The sequence below is a fragment of the Ruminobacter amylophilus genome (genome assembly GCF_900115655.1).
Lineage (GTDB): Bacteria > Pseudomonadota > Gammaproteobacteria > Enterobacterales > Succinivibrionaceae > Ruminobacter > Ruminobacter amylophilus.
On record NZ_FOXF01000003.1, the window covers coordinates 116,099 to 135,885 of the forward strand.

Here is a 19,787-nt window from a genome sequence, read left to right on the forward strand (position 1 = left end):
GAATTTCAGTCATCGGATGCTGAAATATGTTACATAGGTTAAGAGTTTGAACAGATCTTTCTGATATATTATAGAACCTGTGTTTAAATATGCGGTTTTAATATCAGTTTAGAAATTTAGTAAACAAAAACATAAAGAGAGTTGGTTAACTATGAGATACAGCAACTATCGTCAGCCGCAGGAAAGAGCTCCCCTGAATGTTGTGGAAGAGAAGAACGTCGTGCCGGATTTCAAACCGTGCCTTGTGGTTCCATGCTACAGACATGTGGAACCCCTTATAAGAATTCTGCCTGACCTTTTGCACTACGGAGTAAAAATAATTGTGGTGGACGATGGCAACAGAGAACCGAAGGCCTCAAAGCTGAGGGAACAGGTTGCCCTGATGAATCAGGTGCTGGTAAGACATGAGATCAACATGGGAAAGGGGGCTGCGGTATTCAGCGGCTTCAAAAAGGCCAGGGAGCTCGGTTTTACCCACGTGCTTCAGATTGATGCGGACGGACAGCATGATCTTGAGGATATACCGACGTTTCTGAGTCTCGGAGCTCAGAATCCTGAAAAAATGATAAACGGAACTCCTGTATACGATCACTCCGTTCCGACCTGCCGCAGGCTCGGAAGATACATGACGCATCTGTGGGTCTGCGTGGAACTCGGTAAATGCAGAATTGTTGATACCATGTGCGGCATGCGTCTCTATCCCCTGGAACAGGCTCTCGGCATTATGCATTCCAGACATGTCGGCAGACGAATGGACTTTGACACGGATATTTTCGTGCGCATGTACTGGTCCGGAGTTGATTTCCTTGAAGTTCCTGTGAATGTGAAATATTCCCCCGGCACCCGCAGCAACTTCCGGGGATTTTCCGACAACCTGCGCATCTCCATGATGCATACCAGACTGTGTACGGAGAAGGTGTTCCATTATCCGGCCATCAGAAAGAGAGGTTACGTATAGTAATGGGCAGTCCCGCATCATGGCGAAAACAGCGTGAAAGCACTTCTCCTTTCGGGATGAATGTTCTGCTGTTTATTTATCGCATCGGCGGAAAAAAAGCGGTTTACTGTATCGCCTGGTGCGCCTCATGGATTATCTTTCTGTTCAACGGAAGAGTCAGAAGAATATCCGGAGAATATCTTGAGCTTCTGAGCCGTTCAGCCTCCGGCAGAGGAATCAGGCTCGGCAGACTGAGCTCCCGCCGGCACATCTATTCATTCTGCAGGGCCGTCATCGGAAAGATAGTATCATGGTCCGGTCAGACGGATTTCGGGGAATTGGGAGAAATTGACGGCGGTCTGCAGAGATCTCTTGCCAGGGCGAAGGAAGCCGGCGGAGTTCTGGTGATGGGGGCTCATATCGGCAACCTTGAGGTACTCAGAGCCTTCAATACCCTGAAAATAAAAAAGACCGTAAATGTTCTGATGCATGCCGAAAACAGTTCGGTGTTCATGAACTACCTCAGAAGTCTCAATAAGGACAGTTCACTCAATATCATCAGTACCACAGACATCGGGCCTTCGCTGTCCGTGGAGCTTGCCGACAGAACCTCCCGGGGAGAGTGGGTTGCCATAATGGGAGATCGTCTTATTGATGAGTCTACCCGTTCCGTTGAGGTGGATTTTCTGGGAAAAAAGGCAAAACTTCCGCAGGGACCGTGGATTCTGGCATCAATTCTTAAAATTCCGGTGTGTATTATGTTAGGATTGACTGACGGCAGCGGCATCAAGGTTTACTGTCATGAATTGGGATCCGTAAAACTGGACAGAAAGAACCGTGAACAGTCAATTCAGCGGTATGCACAGGAATATGCCTCCGAGCTGGAAAAGATTCTGTACAGGTATCCCTATGAATGGTTTAATTTTTATGATTTCTGGAGCGGCAGCGAATGAGCCATCTGTATACATTTGAATCACATCAGAAAGTGCAGTTTTACGACTGTGATCCCATGGGGGTGGTATGGCACGGCAATTATCTGAAATATCTTGAAGTGGCCAGAGGTGAGTTTCTTGATTTTATCGGATACGGCTACCGCCGGATTCGCGACGACGGAAATTTCTTTCCGATAGTTGATGAACGCATGAAATATCTTCACTCTCTGAGACTCGGTGATGAATTTACGGTTGTGGTCTATCTTGATGAATACGTCAACAGGCTGGTTCATTCCTTTGAAATCATCCGTGACGGTGAAATCTGCGTAAAGGCAAAAACCGTTCAGGTGTGCCTGCCGGTATCCGGCAGCGAGCTGAGCTTTTTCATGCCTCAGGGCTTTGTAAATGCCGTTGAGGCTCTTCCCGGCGTTTCTGAAAAAGCCGGAGCATAACTGCGGCGGTGAAACGGAGGTAAAAGAATAAATGAAGGTGTTTTTCAGATCATTGGCGGCTTCTGCGGTTCTGGTGTCCTTAACGCTGCACGGCGTTTCGGCAGCCGAGACCTCTTCAGAAAAAAATGAATCCCTGTCCGGAGGGTTTCCGTCATCAGCCGAAGCCGCGGCAGAATTTTTCGGGAGCCTGAAGCATGATTCCGTAATAAGTGATTTTGAGCAGACCAGATTCATGGCTGAGTCTGAGAGAACTCTGAAATCCACCGGCAGCATGCTTTTTTCTTCTTCGGAAGGACTCTGCTGGAAGATGCTGACTCCTTTCAGAAGAGCCTGGCTCTTTGATGATAACGGGGTAACCGAATTTCAGGCGGACGGTTCCTCAAAATCAGTGTCAGGGGATCAGAACGGTATGTTCAACAGCATTCTTCTTGCGGTGCTTAACAGCGGGGTTAACGGCAGATCCATGGAGGTAACCGACAGCTTTGACGTGGTAAGCGGCGGCAGAGGAGAAGACGGAATATCGGTTATATATCTGCAGCCTAAGGACCGACAGATCGCTGGAGTTATTTACCGTATAAAGCTGGAACGAAAACATGACATGCTGAGCGGCATCACCATTATGGAACACGGAAACAGCTATACCGGCATGGTGTTTTCCGGACAGCAGGCCGATTCCCCAAAGGCTGCCGGCATAAAGGATTTCTGCAGCTTCAGATAAAGTTCTTTTTCCCGGTAATCCTCATTTTCTGAGGAAATGACGGCGTTGATACACATTAAGAAATTCAGCATGAGAGATAAAATAAAGGCACTGGCGGTTTTTTTACTTCTGATGATTCCGATAATTACCGGAACTGCGGTATTTCTGCAGAAGGGGCGCGGCATCATCAGCACGGATATCGGTTATCTGCTTCCGCATCTGACTCAGAACGGTGAATCATCCGCATATTTTACGGAAAAGCTTTCCCGGGAGCTTCTTTTTGTATTCAGGGCTGACGGAGAGACAGAAGTCTCTGGATCCGTCATGAAACAGACCCTGCAGGAATTTACCGCAGAGCTGAACGCATTTGATTTTGTCAGAGTCAGAAATTTTGCCGACATGGAAAAAACCGGCAGTCTGCTTTTTGCACACAGATATGCTCTCGGTGCTGACGACTATCTTACCGGGGGAAGACCGGATCCCGAAAAACTCAGGGAGGAGGTTCTCAGTGTACTGTACAGCCCGTTCGGAGGTGCCACCGAAAAGGAAATCCGCAATGATCCGTTTTTCACCATGCGCCATTATCTTGGCAGACAGACTGCAGGAAGATACAGTCTTGATCCTTCGGGGTTTGCTTTCATTACCGACGGCGGAAACCGCAGAAACTATGTAATAAGCGCTTCTCTTTCCGCATCGGATCTCAGCTCATCCCAGAAGTCCGGACTCTTTGATTTCTGCAGAAAACTTAAAAGAAATCTGCAGTCCCGGAAAATTGATTTTCTGTATACCGGAGCTTTTTTCTTTGCCGAGGAGGCGGCTTCGTCTTCGGAAAACGATATCAGTAAAATCAGTATCGGTTCCGGAATCATGCTGGTGATTCTGCTTCTCTTTTTCTTCCGATCCGTTAAACCTCTTGTTTCCGCTGTGGCGGTTCTTTCGCTTGCCATGTTCAGCGCCTTCGGTACCGTCATTACGGTTTTCGGCAGCATGCACGTGATAACCATTGCCATAGGCGCCTCACTGGCCGGTATTTCCTTTGACTATATTCTGCATGTGCTGGTAAGGCGCGCGCATCAGCCCGGGGAAAGTCCGGCTGAAATCAGAAAAAAACTGGGACTCCCGTTAACACTGAGTCTCATTACCAGCGTACTTGCCTACGGGGTAACCTCGTTTACGGGGCTGAATGTCCTCAGGGAACTCGGCGTGTTTGCCTCCGTGGTGCTTACCGGAACCTTTCTGCTGTCCTGCTACTGCCTGAGTCTGAGCAGGCTGCACAGGATTTCTGCATCCTCGTCGTCATTAAACGTGCTGGCTATCTGTCGCCGGGGGCTGGTAAAAATTCCCCGTTCCGTTTCTGCCGCCGCGGCTCTGCTTACCGTGACTGCGGCCTGCTGTCTCATGTTTGTGTCCGGAGCCGATGATGACGTCGCTTCTCTTCGTCAGAACCGGACGGAACTTGCCGAAATGGATATGGAAATAAACAGAACGGTCAACGGGGATGACGGCAGTCTGTGGTTTATTCTTGACGGTGACTCTCTTGAGAACGCCATGGAGTCCTGCGAGGATTTTCTGCTGACTCTCGCTTCCGATGAACGCATGGCCCTGGAGGCTCCGTGTCTCAAGGTTCCTTCTGAAAGGGCGCAGCGTTCAAGCATTGAAAACTACAGAACACTGTATCCGGCACTTAAGGAAGTTTACGCGGAACAGGGATTCATCCTTGATGACGGAGAGGTCAGTCCCGTCGGGGCGACAACCTTTAAAGTGACCGATATGCCCCTGTTTTCGGATTTTATGACGGGTGAAAAGTCGGTGCTTGTCCGTGCCAATTCCCATAACGCCGGGCTTATTCAGAAAATAAGGTCATTCAGAGGCTTTTCTTCCCTGGACAGGCGGAAGGACTGGTCTGAGGCTTTCGGAGTCTACAGACAGGAGCTGAACAGAATGCTCCTCATTGCACTGGTGCTGATTTTTGCCGCCGGAGCCCTTGTCCTGAGAACTGAAATTGTCACTTCCGCAGTACTGCCTCTTACCGCCGGACTCGGGGCGGGAATCATTGCCGATTACTGTATTACCGGAAGCTTTAATCTGTTCACCACCGTGGCGCTTTTCGTGGTTACCGGTCTTGGAGCGGACTACTGCGTGTTTATCAGGAACATGAAGGAGGATTCCTCGGACAATACTCTGGCCACGCTTTCGCTTGCATGGATTTCCACCGAGGTTTCCTGCGGCCTGCTGATGCTTTCAGACATGCCGGCGGTAGTTAATATGGGGGCAGTGATTTTCTGGGGACTTGCGGTAATTCCGGTTACAGCTCTGATGCTGAAAAAACAGCAGGCACGGACCGTTAAACTGTCGGAATCGGCATGATTACGTCATAAATCTGACGAATTGACATCAATGTTTGCAGGCATAACTTTTAAGTTAATGTATAATTGTATGAGTTGTCGGGATTACCGACCGGGACTTCGGAATGTCCGGGTTCCGGTTTGTATGTACGTGAATAATACAGATTAAGAATAAAATCATGATTTACATAAACGGCTTTGCCTGCAAAAGTGCACTTGGATTAACTGAAGAAGAATCCGTGAAGAATCTTTCCGAAGGTACGGATATCTGTCTTAGGGAACGTGTTGGTTTTCTGCCGGGCGGGCAGAAGGCTTATCTTGCGGAAATCCCTCTTTATCCCGATCCGCTGAACAGACATGACTGCAGAGCCAACCGTCTGCTGAATGAATGTCTGAATGATATCAGACCTCTTATCGATGAAATGATGGAACGCTATTCACCTGACCGCATCGGTGCGGTTATAGGCACCAGCACTTCAGCGATTACCGATGTGGAAAACGAGGTTCTGAGCGCCGAATGTGAAAAAAACGGTGAACTTAAATACGATCCGAGAGTTTCCGAAATCGGCAACATCTCCGCTTTTATAAGCGACAGACTGGCTATTACCGGTCCGAGCTATTCCATTGCCACAGCCTGCTCATCAGGCGGCAGGGCGTTTGTAAGCGCCAGAGCCCTTCTCGAATCCGGGGCCTGCGATGCCGTACTTGTCGGGGCCTGTGACACTCTGAGCAAAATCACGGTCAGCGGTTTCTTTGCCCTGGGCGCTCTTGATACCGGCAGGTGTCATCCCCTGTGTGATGACCGTGCAGGCATCAATATCGGTGAAGGCGTGGGCATAACCATCCTTACCAGAGAACCTCTTAAAAGCGGATATGTGATGAAACTTCTGGGAACCGGCTCAAGTACCGACGGCTATCATATTTCCGCACCGGAACCTGAAGGTCACGGCGCCAAGACCGCCATCAGACTGGCTCTGATGGATGCCGGACTCAGCCCGGAGGATATTGGATACGTGAATCTTCATGCCACCGGCACGGTTCTTAACGATGCCATGGAGCACAAGGTTATTCGTGACGTGTTCGGAGACAGGGTGCCTGTATCGGGAACCAAACATCTTACCGGACATACACTCGGAGCGGCAGGCGTGGTTGAGGCCTATATTGCCTACCTGATATTCAGACACGGCATGAAACTTCCGGCCATAGGCTATCTCAGCCATATGCCTAGTCATGAATTTGATGACATTCATCTGGTAAAGGAACCGGAAGATCTCCAAAAACCGGTGATTATGTCCAATAATTTCGCTTTCGGCGGCAACAATATTTCTTTGATTTTCGGAAAATACGACAGTGAGCAGTCAGATGTTAGATAACCTTACCTCCTCTGAATACGATTGGGTAATCGAGAGGCTTCCGCAGAAGGAACCGATGCGTTTCATTGATCGTGTGGAAAGCGTTGATATCGGGGCAAGAACCATTGTGTGCGAATTTACCGCGGGAATGAGACCGTGTGTCGGCTACTCCGAAAAGGACGGTGTGATGCCTCCGGTATCTCTTACCGAAACCATGGCTCAGACTGTCGCCGCACTGATGATTGCCGAGGACGGAATAAACGGCAGAAACTTCAAAATAGGTTTTATTCTCTCAATCCGTAAAATGAAAATCATGGCGAAGGAGCCTATCGTAAAGGGAATGAAGCTCAGTTCCCGCGTAAAGATCTCCTATGAGGACAGTTCAGGGGTATGCATGGCTGAAGCCTGTGTCTGCAGTGCCGAAACCGGAAACAGACTCATTGAGGCCAGAATAACGGTTATGAAACCTGATGACGGCTATGTCAGCCGACTTTTTGAAAAGTAAGCGTCAGACTGCCGCGACATGTTGAAGCTTTCAGATGATTATGTTTAAAGCCGGCGGATTAACACCGGCTTTTTCATGTAATAGCAGGCCTGTATCGGTAATCAGCCTTTATTACTGATGTATTCCTGATTAAGATGGGCAAATCTGCCTTTGAACACCTTTTCGATTCTGGTTACCTTCTTGGCACTGCTGATGAAGGAACCGCAGTTGCTTACCACAATACCGCTGTGGGTTCCTTCCCATACCTTCAGATCAACTCTGGCGTTGCCGATGTAGCATACGTCACTGTCACCGAAGTATTTTTTTATAAGCGCCAGCTTGTTTTTGCCGGTAAGGTTCACATCGATTGAAGAACCGAAGCCTTCCTTGAAAAAGCTGAAGTATGAAGCGATTTTACTGACAATGCTCTGGGTGCTTCCGGATACGAGGTAGATGGAGTTGTCCGGATTTTCAGCAAGTTCCTTCAGGTAGTCTATAAGTTCCAGATTGAACTTCAGACGGCTGATGTCAACATTGTATATTTCCCCGATGTTGTATTTAAGTCTGGCTCTGCCGCCTTCGTGATGCCATCTGTAACAGGCCGGAATAAGCTGGGGTTTTTTCAGAATGGTTTCAAAAAATGAAGTAACGGACATGTCATTGCTGATTAAGGTGCCGTCAAGATCCACACAGTAAATCATAAATTTCCTTAGTTACAGGGAGTCCGTGAACGGTCCGGCATGTTTCTGGTTTTTCTTGTCTCAGACCTGACTCCGTATCAAAATGTTCTGCAAAGTATATCACGTTAGCTTGAGTTTGGTAATTTTAGTTTTTTCAGAGCCGGGGGCCCGGCTGCAGTTGACCGAAAGGAAAGGACATAACGTCTTATGTCCTTTCCGATTCCTGCTTATCCGCACGGGGAATTTAAACCGCAGAGGGTTTTAATCATGAACGGTTTCAGTACTCTTCCTTAAGCACGGTGACGCGGTCAAAGCTTCCGGACAGCCGGTAGACAATGCCTGCATGGGTTCCTCCGCATACAAGAGGAGAGGTCATGCCCCGGAAAACAATACCCTTTTCCATAAGATTAAGAGCCTCGTCATCAGAGCAGCCGGTTTTTCCGTACACGGCGGTGACGGTTCCTCCCTTAAACGGAGAATCGAATCCGAATACAAAATTTTCGGCATTCAGAAGCAGTGCGAGTTTATGTACCAGAAAGAAGCATGCATGCAGATTCCGGTAGTGAGGAACGGATTCCTCAAGTCGGATGAAATCCGGAAGGCCGAAGGGCTGTATCCCGGCAAGAAAACGGGTGCAGTCCCGGGTGCCGTCGTATGTCCCGGAAAGCTTCATCCCGCCTTCATCCTTCGTGACATGCAGAAAATCCATGATTTCCTCCGCTTCCTTTCCGGTATTTACGGAATCGGTGGATGAAGAGTCAAGCGTCAGGCTAAAACCGGCCCTGAACGTGTGACTGGCAAAAATACCGGAACGCTTTTCACCGTCAGCCGCAGTCTCCCGGCACCCGGAGTATTCAGCAAAGTTTCGGGCAAGACTTTCGGCAAACATACTCCGGTATACGTCGCTTTCAGCAAGTTTCCGGTACAGGTTTTGCGCACATAATGATGATTCGTGAAGATAAGCTTCGAGATCCCGGTATGCGACAGGATTGAAGCCCGCAAAAGAGACCGGTTCAAACCCCAGAAGTTTGCGGAAGTCAGGATGTGATATCAGCTCTTCATATTTTTCACAGCATTTGATGGAGGCATAAAATCTCCAGCCCTTAAGCGTAAGTAATTTCAGCACTCCGGGAGCCCGGCAGTTCCCGTCGGTGAATTTTACGTGATTGGACAGAGTTTTAACGGGGGTGTCCGAAAACTTCAGTTCCTTCATGACGGAGTCAGGATAAAGCTCGCGCGGCCTGAAGCTTCCGTATGCCGGCTGATTATGCCAGGCACCGAGTTCTTTCAGGTCTTCATGAAGCTTCAGCATGAAAATCTCCCTGACGGTTTTACCGGCATTGCAGAAGCCGGAGATTTCTCCGTCAGCTCCGGCTGCGGCTGTTACGCAGTCAGCCAGGGTGAAGTCGAGAGGATCCGCCTCATGAACATTTCTGTCATGAGCGGATTTTTTCCCTCCGCGGGAACAGGAAAGAGGACAGCAGGCGGCAGAGTCTCCGCGGCACGGGAAAAATGCGTAACGGGTAATGCCGGCGTCTTTGAAAACCCCGGCGGCAAGCTTCTCATAGGCGGACGCGCCGGTTCCGTCAAAACCGAATTTTTTCCCGTTAAGAACAATAAGGGTAAAGACGGCATTGTTCACCTTAACACGCTTAAGCACATACATGGGCAGATGATGTTCGGTACGCCAGAGGTTGATTTTTGCAAAGGCCTCGGTACCGGCAGCGGGAATAAGAGCCGCATGAAAGCCGAAGTCAGCGGAGGTAAGATAGTCGGTAAGTGCGGAAACGGCAAGAAGAACATTGAGACAGTAACGTTCAAGCAGAACGGGAACACGGCAGCCGGTATCAGGATCAGGGCCTGCGGCGCCGGGGTTCAGACTGCGGTTCGGTAAAACACGGTATGGTGCGGAGGCACCCGGAATGGCATAATCCATATTGAAACCCCTTAATTACTATTTAAATCTGTGGAATAAAGGAAAAACATACACATTAATAGAAAAGATAATAAATATATCTAATCTGATTAAATTATATACATAATTATCATGAAACTCAAGATGATTTTTGAAATCTGTGTCCGCTGCCGTGAAAATGCGACGGGACACACATATAGGAAACGTGTGTGGCGGAGCGTTTCTGCAGTATTTTTCCGGCTGATTTATGAACAAAATGGTCAATTGGGCGTAAGTATTATGACGAAAACTGTAATTTAGGCATAACTTTCTTTATGGCTGAGCCTTAAATCATATACAATCCATTAGTTTGACTGAAGATTTAAGCGAAGATGCGACGGTCAGTCCGTTTTACCCCGGGATGTTTCCGGCATGGTAACGGCTCCGGCGCAGTCTTTGGAACAAGGTAAATAACGAATAATCTACTGCTGAGGAACAACGGACAATTCATGGCTGATAAGAACAGAAGAGTATTGATTTCAGGAGCCAGTTCCGATATCGGACAGGCTGTGGCCGCAAAACTTGCAGACATGGGCTTTTCTCTGGCTCTCCACTGCCACAGTGAAAGAGGTCTGGGTGAGCTGGAAAAACTGATTAGGGAACTGAAGACACCTGAGAACGGATCACACGTGATTTTAAGATTCGACGTGGCCGACAGACAGAGTACCAGAGATCTTATAGAGGCTGACATCGAAAAGAACGGAGCCTACTGGGGCGTGGTCAGCAATGCCGGTATTACCGATGACGGACCGATGCCGGGGATGAGCGGAGAATCCTGGGACAGGGTTCTTACCACCAATCTGGACGGATTCTACAATGTGGTTCAGCCAACGCTGATGCCGATGATAAGACTGAGAAACGGCGGAAGAATAGTGGCCGTCGCTTCAGTTTCAGGCATGGTGGGCAACCGCGGTCAGACCAACTACAGCGCCTCAAAGGCGGGGATCATAGCCGCCTGCAAATCACTAGCCCTGGAACTTGGAAAAAGAAAGATTACGGTTAATTCAGTTTCTCCGGGAATCATTGAAACCAAAATGGTTTCAGAAGAGGTCATTGAACATGCTCTTCCTCTGGTCCCTCTGAACCGACTGGGAAAGACTGAGGAGGTGGCCGCTCTTATCGGTTTCCTGTTCTCTGACGATGCAGGATACATTACCCGTCAGAATATCAGTATCAACGGAGGAATGTGCTAATGACCAGAGTGGTGATAACCGGTATGGGAATGTACTCTCCGCTGGGAACGGAACCTTCAGAGTGCATGTCCTCGCTGCACGCCCTGAAAAACAGGGTAGAGGTTATGGAGGGGCTTTCGGAATACAGCGGCATGCTCTGTCATGTGGCCGCTCCCGTAAAGACTGAACTGCCGGCCTATCCAAGAAAGAAGACCAGAACAATGGGGCGTGTGGGAATTCTTGCCGCGGCCGCAACCGAAAAGGCTCTGGCAGACGCCGGACTTACCGGTTCTCCGGAACTCGGTGACGGTACAGCCGGTATTGCCTACGGCAGCTCCGGAGGAAGCTTTACCGCCATGGCGGACTGCGCGGATTTCGTGGATAAAAAGAACGTTACGGCTCTCAATGCCACCACGTACGTCAGTATGATGCCGCATACCGTGGCCGTCAATCTGGCTATATTTTTCGGGATTCACGGCAGGGTGATAGCCACCAGTACGGCGTGTACCAGCGGTTCTCAGGGTATAGGTTATGCATATGAATGCATAAAGAGCGGGGCGCATAAAATCATGATTGCCGGCGGTGCCGAGGAACTCAGTCCGTTTACCGTAGGTGTTTTTGACGCCATGTTCGCCGCAACTCAGGTAAATGATGAACCCGGGCTTACTCCAAAGCCTTTTGACGTTCACAGGGACGGTATAGTGGTGGGCGAAGGTGCCGGCACGCTGATTCTTGAAGAGTATGAACACGCCGTTGCCAGAGGGGCTCGCATATATGCCGAGGTAGTCGGATTTGCCACCAACTGTGATGCCACCCATATAACCAATCCGTCCAGCGAGCATATGGAAAAATGCATGAGAATGGCTCTGCAGAGTGCCGGAATTGACGCCCGGGACATCGGTTACGTGAATGCTCACGGAACCGGAACACAGGCAGGGGATGCGGCTGAAGGTTCTGCCACATACAGAATTTTCGGAAACAGCGTACCCGTTTCCACCCTCAAGAGCTACATGGGACATACCCTCGGTGCGGCCGGGGCTCTGGAAGCTGAACTCAGCGTACTGATGCAGCGTGAAGGCTGGTTCGCTCCGAATCTTAATCTGAACGAGCCGGATCCTCAGTGCGGAAACCTGGATTTTATCACCGGAGAAGGCCGCATGGCGGAAGTACGTTATGTCATGAGCAATAATTTTGCATTCGGCGGGGTGAATACCTCCCTGATTTTTAAAGCCGTGGAATAAAAACTTGAACAGACTGAAATTACCGGTGATTATTTTTAAAATATGCTGCATGGTGCTAGGTGTAATTTTTCCCTTTGCGGTATATTGGGGTATCAGACAGAATGCCACCGTAACCGTTGCGGTTATGCTGGTATGCCTGGGACTCGGCAATCTGCTGTCGGCAGGCAGAAACGGCATGTCGGGAAAAACGGCCGTGCTGGTTTTTGTTCTTGATATTCTGCTGGCGGCGGTATTTCTCCTGAGCGGGGATTTTCTGGCGGTGAAGCTGTATCCCCTGATGGTTAACGGCTGCTTCCTGTCCGTATTCGCTTCGAGTCTGACCGGCGGGCGTACTCCGGTGATAGAAAAGATTGCCTCCTATACCGTGAAGGAGGAGGACAGGGATGATTTTTTCAGGATGTACTGTCGCAGAGTGACTGCAGCCTGGTGCATCTTTTTTGTAGTTAACGGAATGATCTCTCTGGCTACAGCCCTGTGGGGCAGCAATGAGGTGTGGATGCTTTATAACGGCGTCATTTCATATATCCTTATCGGAACCGTGTTTACCGTTGAATACATAATAAGAATAATTTTGAGAAGAAGGAATTCCAGAACTAATGACACAAAAGAACTATAACGATATCAGTGCCGTTGATGCACTGAAGACTGCACAGTATCTGGCAGTCAGTCCTTTTATCTTTCAGGCCGTTGCTGCCATGAAGAAAAAGGGGCTTCTGTCCCATTTCGGCAAAATGAGTAAAAATGAATCCGTAACCAAACTGGAACTCTGTGAAATTTCCGGACTGAATGATTACGCCGTTTCAGTTCTGATTGATCTGGCAGTGGCGGCGGATCTGGTAATCAGAAATGACGACAATTCCTTCAGTCCCACCAAGATAATTCATTATCTTGCCAATGACAGAATGACCAATGTCAATTTCGATTTTTCTTCAGAGCTCTGTTACGAGGGACTCGGTTACCTTACCGAATCACTGCAGACCGGAACACCGAAGGGGCTTAAGGTGTTCACTTCATCATGCAGCACCATCTATCCTTATCTGAGTTCACTTCCGGAAAATGCGAGGAAGGCCTGGTTCAGCTTTGACCATTATTATTCGGACAATGTATTCAGTGTCATGCTGCCTCTTGTTTTCAAGGAAAAGCATTTCAGTCACATCAACGACATCGGCGGCAACACAGGTAAATTCGCTCTGGCCGTGGCCGAGTATTCAAAGGATACGAAGGTTACCATCATTGATCTGCCTCAGCAGTGTGAACTGGCAAAAGACAATATCCGGAAGCACGGTCTTGAAGACAGAATCGATACTTATCCGGTAAATATTCTCGAGGAATCCGCCAAACTTCCAAATCAGGGGGATCTGTGGTGGATGAGTCAGTTCCTGGACTGCTTCAGCATGGATCAGATAGAGGAGATTCTTACCATGGTCTACAATGCCATGAGTGAAGATTCGATGGTGGCCATCAGTGAAGTGTTCGGCGACAAGCAGTCCAACGACATAGCAAGTCTTGTCATTGAAGCCAACAGCCTGTACTTCAGTTCAATGGCCAACGGTGTAAGCCGTTTCTATCACTCAGACGAATTTGTGAATCTGGTGGAGAAGATTGGCTTCAAGGTTCACAGAATGATGGATCATGTGGGGCTTGCCCATACGTTGCTGTTACTGACCAAGTAATCTCTGGCGTCTGCATTCATAAGGAAAAGACAAAGCCGGATAACAGATACTGTTTCCGGCTTCGCTTTTATACTGAAATGTTTTGGCTCTTCACGGAATTGTTGGGAATCCGAGAGAGGACTGGTATCGAATTAGAGTAAAGAAATAGTCCTCATGGACGTGTGAACCAAACTCTGTAAATTACGTATAGCTAAAAATGTCGTAAAAACTCCTGAGATATAATTTAACTTATATAATCAGGAGTTTTTCATTATGGTTAAAGAAAAGATGACCATCCACCGAATCCAAATGACTGAGGGAAAACGTCAGATCATTCAGCAGCTTCTTCAGGAATATAACATTGAAACCGCCGCTGATATACAAGCTGCCCTCAGAGATCTTTTAGGAGGAACCATCAAGGAAATGATGGAATCAGAGATGGATCAGCATCGAGGCAAGCGGAGTGGAATTCGAAGATGAAGGTCACGCCATCGATTGGGCGATAAAGAACGTCAACTGATACGGAGCTTAACGGCTCCTTTTTTATACCTTGAAAGATCGCTTGGGAGGTCTTTTTAAAGTTTATTCTCCGGTGCAGGCTTCCCTGTAATCAAGTTCGCAGGCCTTCCTGCGATACTTGACGGCGTTGTCGGTATCCCCTTCGATGCTTCTGTAGATAACGTAGGCTCTGTAGCAGTCGTCGCCGTTCTGCAGATCACAGGATTTTTTTCTGAGATTAAGCTCCTTGGTCGGAATGTTCATTTCCTTTCCGTATACGTCTCCGCCGCGTCTGCAGCTGTAGATGTTATTCTTGAAACAGTTCATTTCATAGAGCTTGGCGGAGATCTTGAACTGCTTCATTTTTTCAAGATTTACGGCCTGATCGATGCAGTGGTGAATTTCATTCCTGCTGTTCAGAAAATTGCAGCCCTTGAGGTAGTAGTATTCTGCCCTGGTCTGGTCGTTTTTTTTAAGATAGTGTTCTCCGGTAAGATAGCAGTACCTGCTCAGTTCAGAACCGTCAGTGTAGCTTTCACAGAGATCTTTGCTGAGTTTGAATGCGGAATTCTCCGAGCCGCTGGATCTGTATGCTTCAAGTGCCTTGTCACAGTATTCCTCCGAGGTCTTCATCATGCAGGCTTTTCTGTAGAGTTCCAGAGCTTCCGTTACTTGTTTCCGTGAAACAAGCACATCGGCCGCCAGAATACAGGCATTAGCGTCTTTTTTGGCGTCGCAGTGAATCCGGTAGATATTCAGTGCCTTGTTGACGTTTCCTTCTTCCTCAAAAATTTCACCCATTGAGGCACAGCCGTCGGCGGTATAGTCATGAGAGCATCTGGCTATGACTTCTTCCGTTACGTGCTTCGGCATGTGCGTGGCATGATCAGCTTCTGCCGTACCTGCAGAACATGACAGTAGGAGGGCGGTAAACAGAAACTTTGATACCTGAATGAAAAATTTAAACTCTGTCGAACTGTTAATGAAATGGCTGATGTTGTGCATACCTGGTGTTTATTTGTTTTACTTACTGCTGATATTTTTGATGGAGATAACATAAGTATAACATTTAATTTACAAAAATAACACATGATTATTAAAAAGAAATAAATGCAGATAAATATAGATACATCCTGATATGTAATTTATATAAGTTGTGATGACTGTTTATCAGTAGGTTCCGGCAGGATAAGAGAAATGACGATACTGAACAGGAGTAACCGTGATAACCGAGTATATTTCTTCTGCAGAAGAATGTTTTTTTATGTCTATCCCAAAGTAAGATCTTTTTCATGCTAAATAATATACAGATGTTATAATTTTTAGGTATCTTAAGTTTTTCATTATGTCAGACTGAATGTCAGCATGCTGATTTTTCAAAAATGCATCTGCTGTAATCATAAGGTATAAGGCAGTAATTATAAAGGTGACGGAAGTGCGAGCCGCCGGGAAATAATTTTTAATGGAGTTGTTTGTCCGGTTATGATGATGTTTTTTATTTACTGCATCATAATGACTGTCTATTACGGCATGTATGTCAAAAAAAAACACGCCTGAAGTAATTATAAGCGGTATTCCGCAGCCGGAGGATTTCGGTGTAATGGATACGGACGGAGTCCTGTCAAAAGCATCCAGGGATCTTTTCAACAGTGGCTCTCCCGAGCTTCAGAATGCCAGCGGAGGAGAGATTTTCGTGGCGACCTTCGAGAATCTTCCTGAAAAGGATATATCGGCTTCGGATGATTCACAGGTCAATATAGATGATTTTGCCACGTATCTGTTTAACGAAATCGGACTCGGCAGCAGTGATAAGAACAACGGTGTTCTGATTCTGTTTACCACGGAAGAGCCTCATGTCGTTCTGCGTATCGGTACAGGTCTGCAGGGCTGCATATCCGACGGCCTGGCAGGACATGTGCTTGATCAGTATGCCGTGAATGACATGTATGAAGAGATGTGGAATCATGCGGCAGTCAAAACCTGGAGGGAGACAGCCAGGCTCGTTTATCAGTGTTATCAGGGGACGGTTCCGTCACATATTGAGAACATGGATCTGAGTAATATTGATGAAACACCGGGAGTACGAATGCCGTTTCTGAAAATGAAAGGATATTATGAAGATACCAGATATGCAGATTACATGGTAGTGCTTTTTATTGTGCTTGGATTTATTGATGGCATCATACTCGCGATTGACAGCGCGTCTGCAGGAGCAGTAGATAATAATGATGACGATACTGATATAAGGACGCGCGGCTCTTCCGAAAGAACTGTCACCTACGAAAACGGCAGACTCAGTTCCGGCAACAGTTCCGGCAGATCCGGCGGCGGTCATTCTCATGGAGGAGGCAGAACCAGCGGCGGAGGTGCCAGCCGTTAGAATGATTCCGCTATTTGTCCTGTCCGGAAACTGGTGTGCTGCTTTGTTTTTCAGTCAGGAGGTCTTTTTATCACCGGAAAAAGACCTGACATTCGCCTGTCAGGTCACAAAACTGTTTTTTAGTTACGCAATTTATTGATTTGTCTATGTTCTGTCCCGGTTTTGCCGTTGAGAGAACACCTGCTAAGTGCTATAATAAACGGCAAAAATTTTCATTTTGTTTTTGTCTGAAATATTAAGTCTTAATATTGACAAGGAGTCATACATGACCGTAATCAAACAGCAGGATTTTATAGATTCCATCTATGACGCTCTGCAGTATATTTCCTATTATCATCCGATTGATTTCGTAAGATCCTTAAAGAAGGCTTATGAAAGGGAACAGAACCCTGCGGCAAAGAATGCCATTGCCCAGATTCTCGTTAACTCAAAGATGTGTGCCATCGGACACCGTCCTTTATGTCAGGATACCGGTATTGTTACCTGTTTCGTACGCATCGGTATGAATGTTACCTTTGAAGGCAACATGACCGTTGAAGAAATGGTTAACGAAGGTACCCGCAGAGCATACTGCTGTGCCGAAAATCCATTACGTAAGAGTGTGCTCGTTGATCCAATCGGTGCCCGTGTGAACACCAAGGACAACACTCCTGCAATTACTCATATTTCAATGATTCCTGGTGACAAGGTTGAAATCCTCATCGCTTCCAAGGGCGGCGGATCAGAAAACAAGTCAAAGCTGGTAATGCTTAACCCTTCAGACTCAATCGAAGACTGGGTTCTTGAACAGCTTCCGCATATGGGTGCCGGCTGGTGTCCTCCTGGAATTTTAGGTGTAGGTGTGGGCGGTACCATGGAAAAGGCTGCCGTTCTCGCCAAGGAAGCCCTGATGGATCCTATCGATATCGAAGATCTTATTGCCAAGGGTGCTGAAACCTCAGAAGAAAAGCTTCGTCTTGAACTTTACGATCGCATCAACAAGCTCGGCATCGGTGCTCAGGGCCTCGGCGGTATGACCACCGTTCTTGACGTTAAGGTTAAGAGCTATCCTACCCATGCCGTGGCAAAGCCGGTGGCAATCATTCCAAACTGTGCCGCATCACGTCATATTCACTTTGAACTTGACGGTACCGGTCCTGTAAATCTTGTTCCTCCTTCACTCGATGAATGGCCTGATATTGAACTCGGCAATGCAGACGGTGCAAGAAGAGTAAACCTTGACGGTATCACCAAGGAAGAAATCGCAACCTGGAAGACTGGTGAAACCCTGTTAATCAGCGGTACCATTCTGACCGGCCGTGATGCTGCCCACAAGCGTATCTGCGACCTCATCGCACAGGGCAAGCCTTTACCTGAAGGTGTTGATTTCAAGGGTAAGTTTATCTACTACGTAGGACCTGTTCCTGCCGTAGGTGATGAAGTTATCGGACCTGCAGGTCCAACAACTTCTACCCGTATGGACAAGTTCGTTGAAACCATGCTGTCAGAAACCGGTCTTATCGGTATGATCGGTAAGTCAGAACGCGGTCAGCAGGCCACCGATTCAATCAAGAAGCACGGTGCCGTATATCTGATGGCCGTTGGCGGTGCCGCCTATCTGGTATCAAAGGCAATCAAGAAGGCCAGAGTGGTTGCATTCCCTGAACTCGGCATGGAAGCCATCCATGAATTTGAAGTTAAGGATATGCCTGTAACCGTTGCTGTAGACTCTCAGGGTAACAACATTCACCTTACCGGTCCTGCAGAATGGAAGGAAAAGATTAAGCAGATTGATTTCAAGTACATTGAATAATCAGCTGAACATCCGATAACGAAGAAACCCGGGATTTTATAGTCCCGGGTTTTTAGCTGTTATGGAAAATAATTCAAAACTGAATACGGACTCTGCAGAGATTACTTGTAGAGTTTGTTTTCCTTGTCAAACAGGGTGGTTGCCAGCAGTTCCTTGCCATTAATGGTTTTACGTTTGATGGAACGCTGATAATCGATTTCCGCCAGCAGTTCGCCTATTTTGGCTGCGGTGAAGCAGATGGTGGCGTAAAAAGAAACGAAAGGAATGGAATTGTAATTTCTGATATAGTCTTTGAAATTGATGAAGAAGGTTTCAAGATCCGTTTTTCTCATCCACCATTTTTCCGTAAGCCAGTCATTGGATTTCAGAAATCTGAACAGACCTCTGGTATACTGGTACACATAGAATACGTTGAGCTCTCTCTCGCGGTGACAGATGGCCAGCGGATTGTACATGGTGCGGTATCCTTTATCGGACAGCTTTCCGCTCATGTAGATGTTGTCAAACATATCCTCACTCACTTCGGCTGAAGGCATAACGCCTTCCTCCTTGATGAATTTTACCCTGTAGGCCACAAAATTGAAGGAACAGTATATCTTCATGAGATGCCACAGAGGCAGGTCTCTCTTGGTGATAGGGAAGAATATGTTATGAACGTATTTTGTAAGATAGTTGCAGTCCTGTTCGGCTATCTGGCGGCCGTAGATAAGAGCGAGATCCTGATACTTGAGGAAGTATCTGAAAAGTTCGCTGATGGCGCTCGGATCAATTCTGCAGTCATCGGAGAGAAGAATCAGGATGTCATCATCTCTGGTTTCGTATACGATCTGTTTAACCAGTTCGGTTTTGAAGTATTTGATCGGTTCCTTCATCTTGGATTTCGCCCCGGATGAACTGTTGGGCAGATACTTGATTACCCTGGCTCCGTAGGACTCGGCTATACTGAACACCGAATTGTCGTCATAGCTGTCATAGATACGGATTTCATCTGCCTTAATCACTCTCTGACTGACAATTGAATGCAGACAGTCGCTCAGATGCTCTCTGTCCGGATTGATTGTGATTACTGCAACTGAAATCTTCATAAAATCATTCCTGCAATACCATAAAAACCATGAAGCCCGAGGTATTATACCTCAAAGCGGTCATATTATCAGCTTTAACGGCAAAAAATCATGATAACGGCAGATATCTCATCAGGAATCACTCCTGACCGGAT

The 19,787-nt window shown here is 47.5% G+C and carries 18 protein-coding genes; 14 read left to right on the forward strand and 4 right to left on the reverse strand.

From position 1 onward, the window contains the following. Nucleotides 1-151: 151 nt before the first annotated feature. The 7 genes from BMY80_RS01560 (at nucleotide 152) to BMY80_RS01590 (ending at nucleotide 7,220) form a co-directional block, all read left to right on the forward strand. Nucleotides 152-958, forward strand: coding sequence for a glycosyltransferase family 2 protein (locus tag BMY80_RS01560; RefSeq protein WP_093140292.1), 807 nt, complete (start codon nucleotides 152-154; stop codon nucleotides 956-958). Nucleotides 959-960: 2 nt separating this feature from the next. Further along, on the forward strand, nucleotides 961-1,890 hold the full coding sequence (locus tag BMY80_RS01565; RefSeq protein ID WP_093140297.1) for a lysophospholipid acyltransferase family protein: 930 nt from the start codon (nucleotides 961-963) through the stop codon (nucleotides 1,888-1,890). After that, nucleotides 1,887-2,321 carry an acyl-CoA thioesterase gene (locus tag BMY80_RS01570; RefSeq protein WP_093140300.1) on the forward strand — a complete coding sequence of 145 codons (435 nt, stop codon included), beginning with the start codon at nucleotides 1,887-1,889 and terminating at the stop codon, nucleotides 2,319-2,321. The genes BMY80_RS01565 and BMY80_RS01570 overlap by 4 nt, the downstream gene beginning before the upstream one ends. A 31-nt stretch (nucleotides 2,322-2,352) precedes the next feature. Beyond that, entirely contained in the window at nucleotides 2,353-3,039 is a 687-nt protein-coding gene (locus tag BMY80_RS01575; RefSeq protein ID WP_093140303.1) for a LolA family protein, read from the forward strand. Between the two features lie 69 nt (nucleotides 3,040-3,108). Next, nucleotides 3,109-5,385: an MMPL family transporter gene (locus BMY80_RS01580; protein WP_093140306.1), complete on the forward strand. Its 2,277-nt coding sequence runs from the start codon at nucleotides 3,109-3,111 to the stop codon at nucleotides 5,383-5,385. A gap of 157 nt (nucleotides 5,386-5,542) precedes the next feature. Continuing rightward, nucleotides 5,543-6,736, forward strand: coding sequence for a beta-ketoacyl synthase N-terminal-like domain-containing protein (locus BMY80_RS01585; protein ID WP_093140309.1), 1,194 nt, complete (start codon nucleotides 5,543-5,545; stop codon nucleotides 6,734-6,736). Beyond that, nucleotides 6,714-7,220: a FabA/FabZ family ACP-dehydratase gene (locus tag BMY80_RS01590; RefSeq protein ID WP_143066426.1), complete on the forward strand. Its 507-nt coding sequence runs from the start codon at nucleotides 6,714-6,716 to the stop codon at nucleotides 7,218-7,220. The genes BMY80_RS01585 and BMY80_RS01590 overlap by 23 nt, the downstream gene beginning before the upstream one ends. Before the next feature lie 101 nt (nucleotides 7,221-7,321). Here the strand turns inward: BMY80_RS01590 and BMY80_RS01595 are convergent, their stop codons facing one another. Both BMY80_RS01595 and BMY80_RS01600 read right to left on the reverse strand, forming a co-directional pair. After that, nucleotides 7,322-7,900, reverse strand: coding sequence for a hypothetical protein (locus tag BMY80_RS01595; RefSeq protein WP_093140315.1), 579 nt, complete (start codon nucleotides 7,898-7,900; stop codon nucleotides 7,322-7,324). A gap of 256 nt (nucleotides 7,901-8,156) precedes the next feature. Continuing rightward, nucleotides 8,157-9,815: a hypothetical protein gene (locus tag BMY80_RS01600; RefSeq protein ID WP_093140317.1), complete on the reverse strand. Its 1,659-nt coding sequence runs from the start codon at nucleotides 9,813-9,815 to the stop codon at nucleotides 8,157-8,159. Between the two features lie 467 nt (nucleotides 9,816-10,282). Here BMY80_RS01600 and fabG point away from each other — a divergent pair, with 467 nt between their 5' ends. From fabG to BMY80_RS01625, 5 genes are all read left to right on the forward strand, one after another. Next, nucleotides 10,283-11,026 (forward strand): 3-oxoacyl-ACP reductase FabG, encoded by a 744-nt coding sequence (gene fabG, locus BMY80_RS01605; RefSeq protein ID WP_031578089.1) that lies wholly within the window; start codon nucleotides 10,283-10,285, stop codon nucleotides 11,024-11,026. Further along, complete coding sequence (locus BMY80_RS01610; RefSeq protein ID WP_093140320.1) at nucleotides 11,026-12,246, forward strand: beta-ketoacyl-ACP synthase; 1,221 nt, start codon at nucleotides 11,026-11,028, stop codon at nucleotides 12,244-12,246. The genes fabG and BMY80_RS01610 overlap by 1 nt, the downstream gene beginning before the upstream one ends. Before the next feature lie 4 nt (nucleotides 12,247-12,250). Further along, nucleotides 12,251-12,862 (forward strand): COG4648 family protein, encoded by a 612-nt coding sequence (locus BMY80_RS01615; RefSeq protein ID WP_093140322.1) that lies wholly within the window; start codon nucleotides 12,251-12,253, stop codon nucleotides 12,860-12,862. Further along, on the forward strand, nucleotides 12,843-13,919 hold the full coding sequence (locus BMY80_RS01620) for a methyltransferase (RefSeq protein ID WP_093140325.1): 1,077 nt from the start codon (nucleotides 12,843-12,845) through the stop codon (nucleotides 13,917-13,919). The genes BMY80_RS01615 and BMY80_RS01620 overlap by 20 nt, the downstream gene beginning before the upstream one ends. A gap of 252 nt (nucleotides 13,920-14,171) precedes the next feature. Then, entirely contained in the window at nucleotides 14,172-14,378 is a 207-nt protein-coding gene (locus tag BMY80_RS01625) for a hypothetical protein (protein ID WP_093140327.1), read from the forward strand. A gap of 102 nt (nucleotides 14,379-14,480) precedes the next feature. On the opposite strand, the gene BMY80_RS01630 is transcribed toward BMY80_RS01625, so the two are convergent. After that, the gene (locus tag BMY80_RS01630; protein ID WP_093140330.1) at nucleotides 14,481-15,401 is read right to left on the reverse strand and encodes a tetratricopeptide repeat protein; all 921 of its coding nucleotides are present in this window, start codon (nucleotides 15,399-15,401) and stop codon (nucleotides 14,481-14,483) included. A 529-nt stretch (nucleotides 15,402-15,930) separates the two neighbouring features. Between BMY80_RS01630 and BMY80_RS01635 the strand changes: the two genes are divergently transcribed. Both BMY80_RS01635 and BMY80_RS01640 read left to right on the forward strand, forming a co-directional pair. Beyond that, nucleotides 15,931-16,776: a TPM domain-containing protein gene (locus BMY80_RS01635; RefSeq protein WP_093140333.1), complete on the forward strand. Its 846-nt coding sequence runs from the start codon at nucleotides 15,931-15,933 to the stop codon at nucleotides 16,774-16,776. 265 nt (nucleotides 16,777-17,041) lie between these two features. Further along, nucleotides 17,042-18,568 (forward strand): fumarate hydratase, encoded by a 1,527-nt coding sequence (locus BMY80_RS01640; RefSeq protein ID WP_031578083.1) that lies wholly within the window; start codon nucleotides 17,042-17,044, stop codon nucleotides 18,566-18,568. A 101-nt stretch (nucleotides 18,569-18,669) separates the two neighbouring features. Here BMY80_RS01640 and BMY80_RS01645 read toward each other — a convergent pair whose 3' ends face one another. Beyond that, nucleotides 18,670-19,653: a glycosyltransferase gene (locus tag BMY80_RS01645; RefSeq protein WP_093140335.1), complete on the reverse strand. Its 984-nt coding sequence runs from the start codon at nucleotides 19,651-19,653 to the stop codon at nucleotides 18,670-18,672. Nucleotides 19,654-19,787 lie beyond the last annotated feature (134 nt).

Excerpts from the sequence above, each read along its gene's own strand:
- BMY80_RS01620 (WP_093140325.1), top strand. The coding sequence starts at position 12,843 with ATGACACAAAAGAACTATAACGATATCAGTGCCGTTGATGCACTGAAG.
- BMY80_RS01610 (WP_093140320.1), top strand. The coding sequence starts at position 11,026 with ATGACCAGAGTGGTGATAACCGGTATGGGAATGTACTCTCCGCTGGGA.
- BMY80_RS01580 (WP_093140306.1), top strand. The coding sequence starts at position 3,109 with ATGAGAGATAAAATAAAGGCACTGGCGGTTTTTTTACTTCTGATGATT.
- BMY80_RS01640 (WP_031578083.1), top strand. The coding sequence starts at position 17,042 with ATGACCGTAATCAAACAGCAGGATTTTATAGATTCCATCTATGACGCT.
- BMY80_RS01635 (WP_093140333.1), top strand. The coding sequence starts at position 15,931 with ATGTCAAAAAAAAACACGCCTGAAGTAATTATAAGCGGTATTCCGCAG.
- BMY80_RS01600 (WP_093140317.1), bottom strand. The coding sequence starts at position 9,815 with ATGGATTATGCCATTCCGGGTGCCTCCGCACCATACCGTGTTTTACCG.
- fabG (WP_031578089.1), top strand. The coding sequence starts at position 10,283 with ATGGCTGATAAGAACAGAAGAGTATTGATTTCAGGAGCCAGTTCCGAT.
- BMY80_RS01625 (WP_093140327.1), top strand. The coding sequence starts at position 14,172 with ATGGTTAAAGAAAAGATGACCATCCACCGAATCCAAATGACTGAGGGA.
- BMY80_RS01575 (WP_093140303.1), top strand. The coding sequence starts at position 2,353 with ATGAAGGTGTTTTTCAGATCATTGGCGGCTTCTGCGGTTCTGGTGTCC.
- BMY80_RS01630 (WP_093140330.1), bottom strand. The coding sequence starts at position 15,401 with ATGCACAACATCAGCCATTTCATTAACAGTTCGACAGAGTTTAAATTT.
- BMY80_RS01570 (WP_093140300.1), top strand. The coding sequence starts at position 1,887 with ATGAGCCATCTGTATACATTTGAATCACATCAGAAAGTGCAGTTTTAC.
- BMY80_RS01585 (WP_093140309.1), top strand. The coding sequence starts at position 5,543 with ATGATTTACATAAACGGCTTTGCCTGCAAAAGTGCACTTGGATTAACT.
- BMY80_RS01595 (WP_093140315.1), bottom strand. The coding sequence starts at position 7,900 with ATGATTTACTGTGTGGATCTTGACGGCACCTTAATCAGCAATGACATG.
- BMY80_RS01565 (WP_093140297.1), top strand. The coding sequence starts at position 961 with ATGGGCAGTCCCGCATCATGGCGAAAACAGCGTGAAAGCACTTCTCCT.
- BMY80_RS01560 (WP_093140292.1), top strand. The coding sequence starts at position 152 with ATGAGATACAGCAACTATCGTCAGCCGCAGGAAAGAGCTCCCCTGAAT.
- BMY80_RS01645 (WP_093140335.1), bottom strand. The coding sequence starts at position 19,653 with ATGAAGATTTCAGTTGCAGTAATCACAATCAATCCGGACAGAGAGCAT.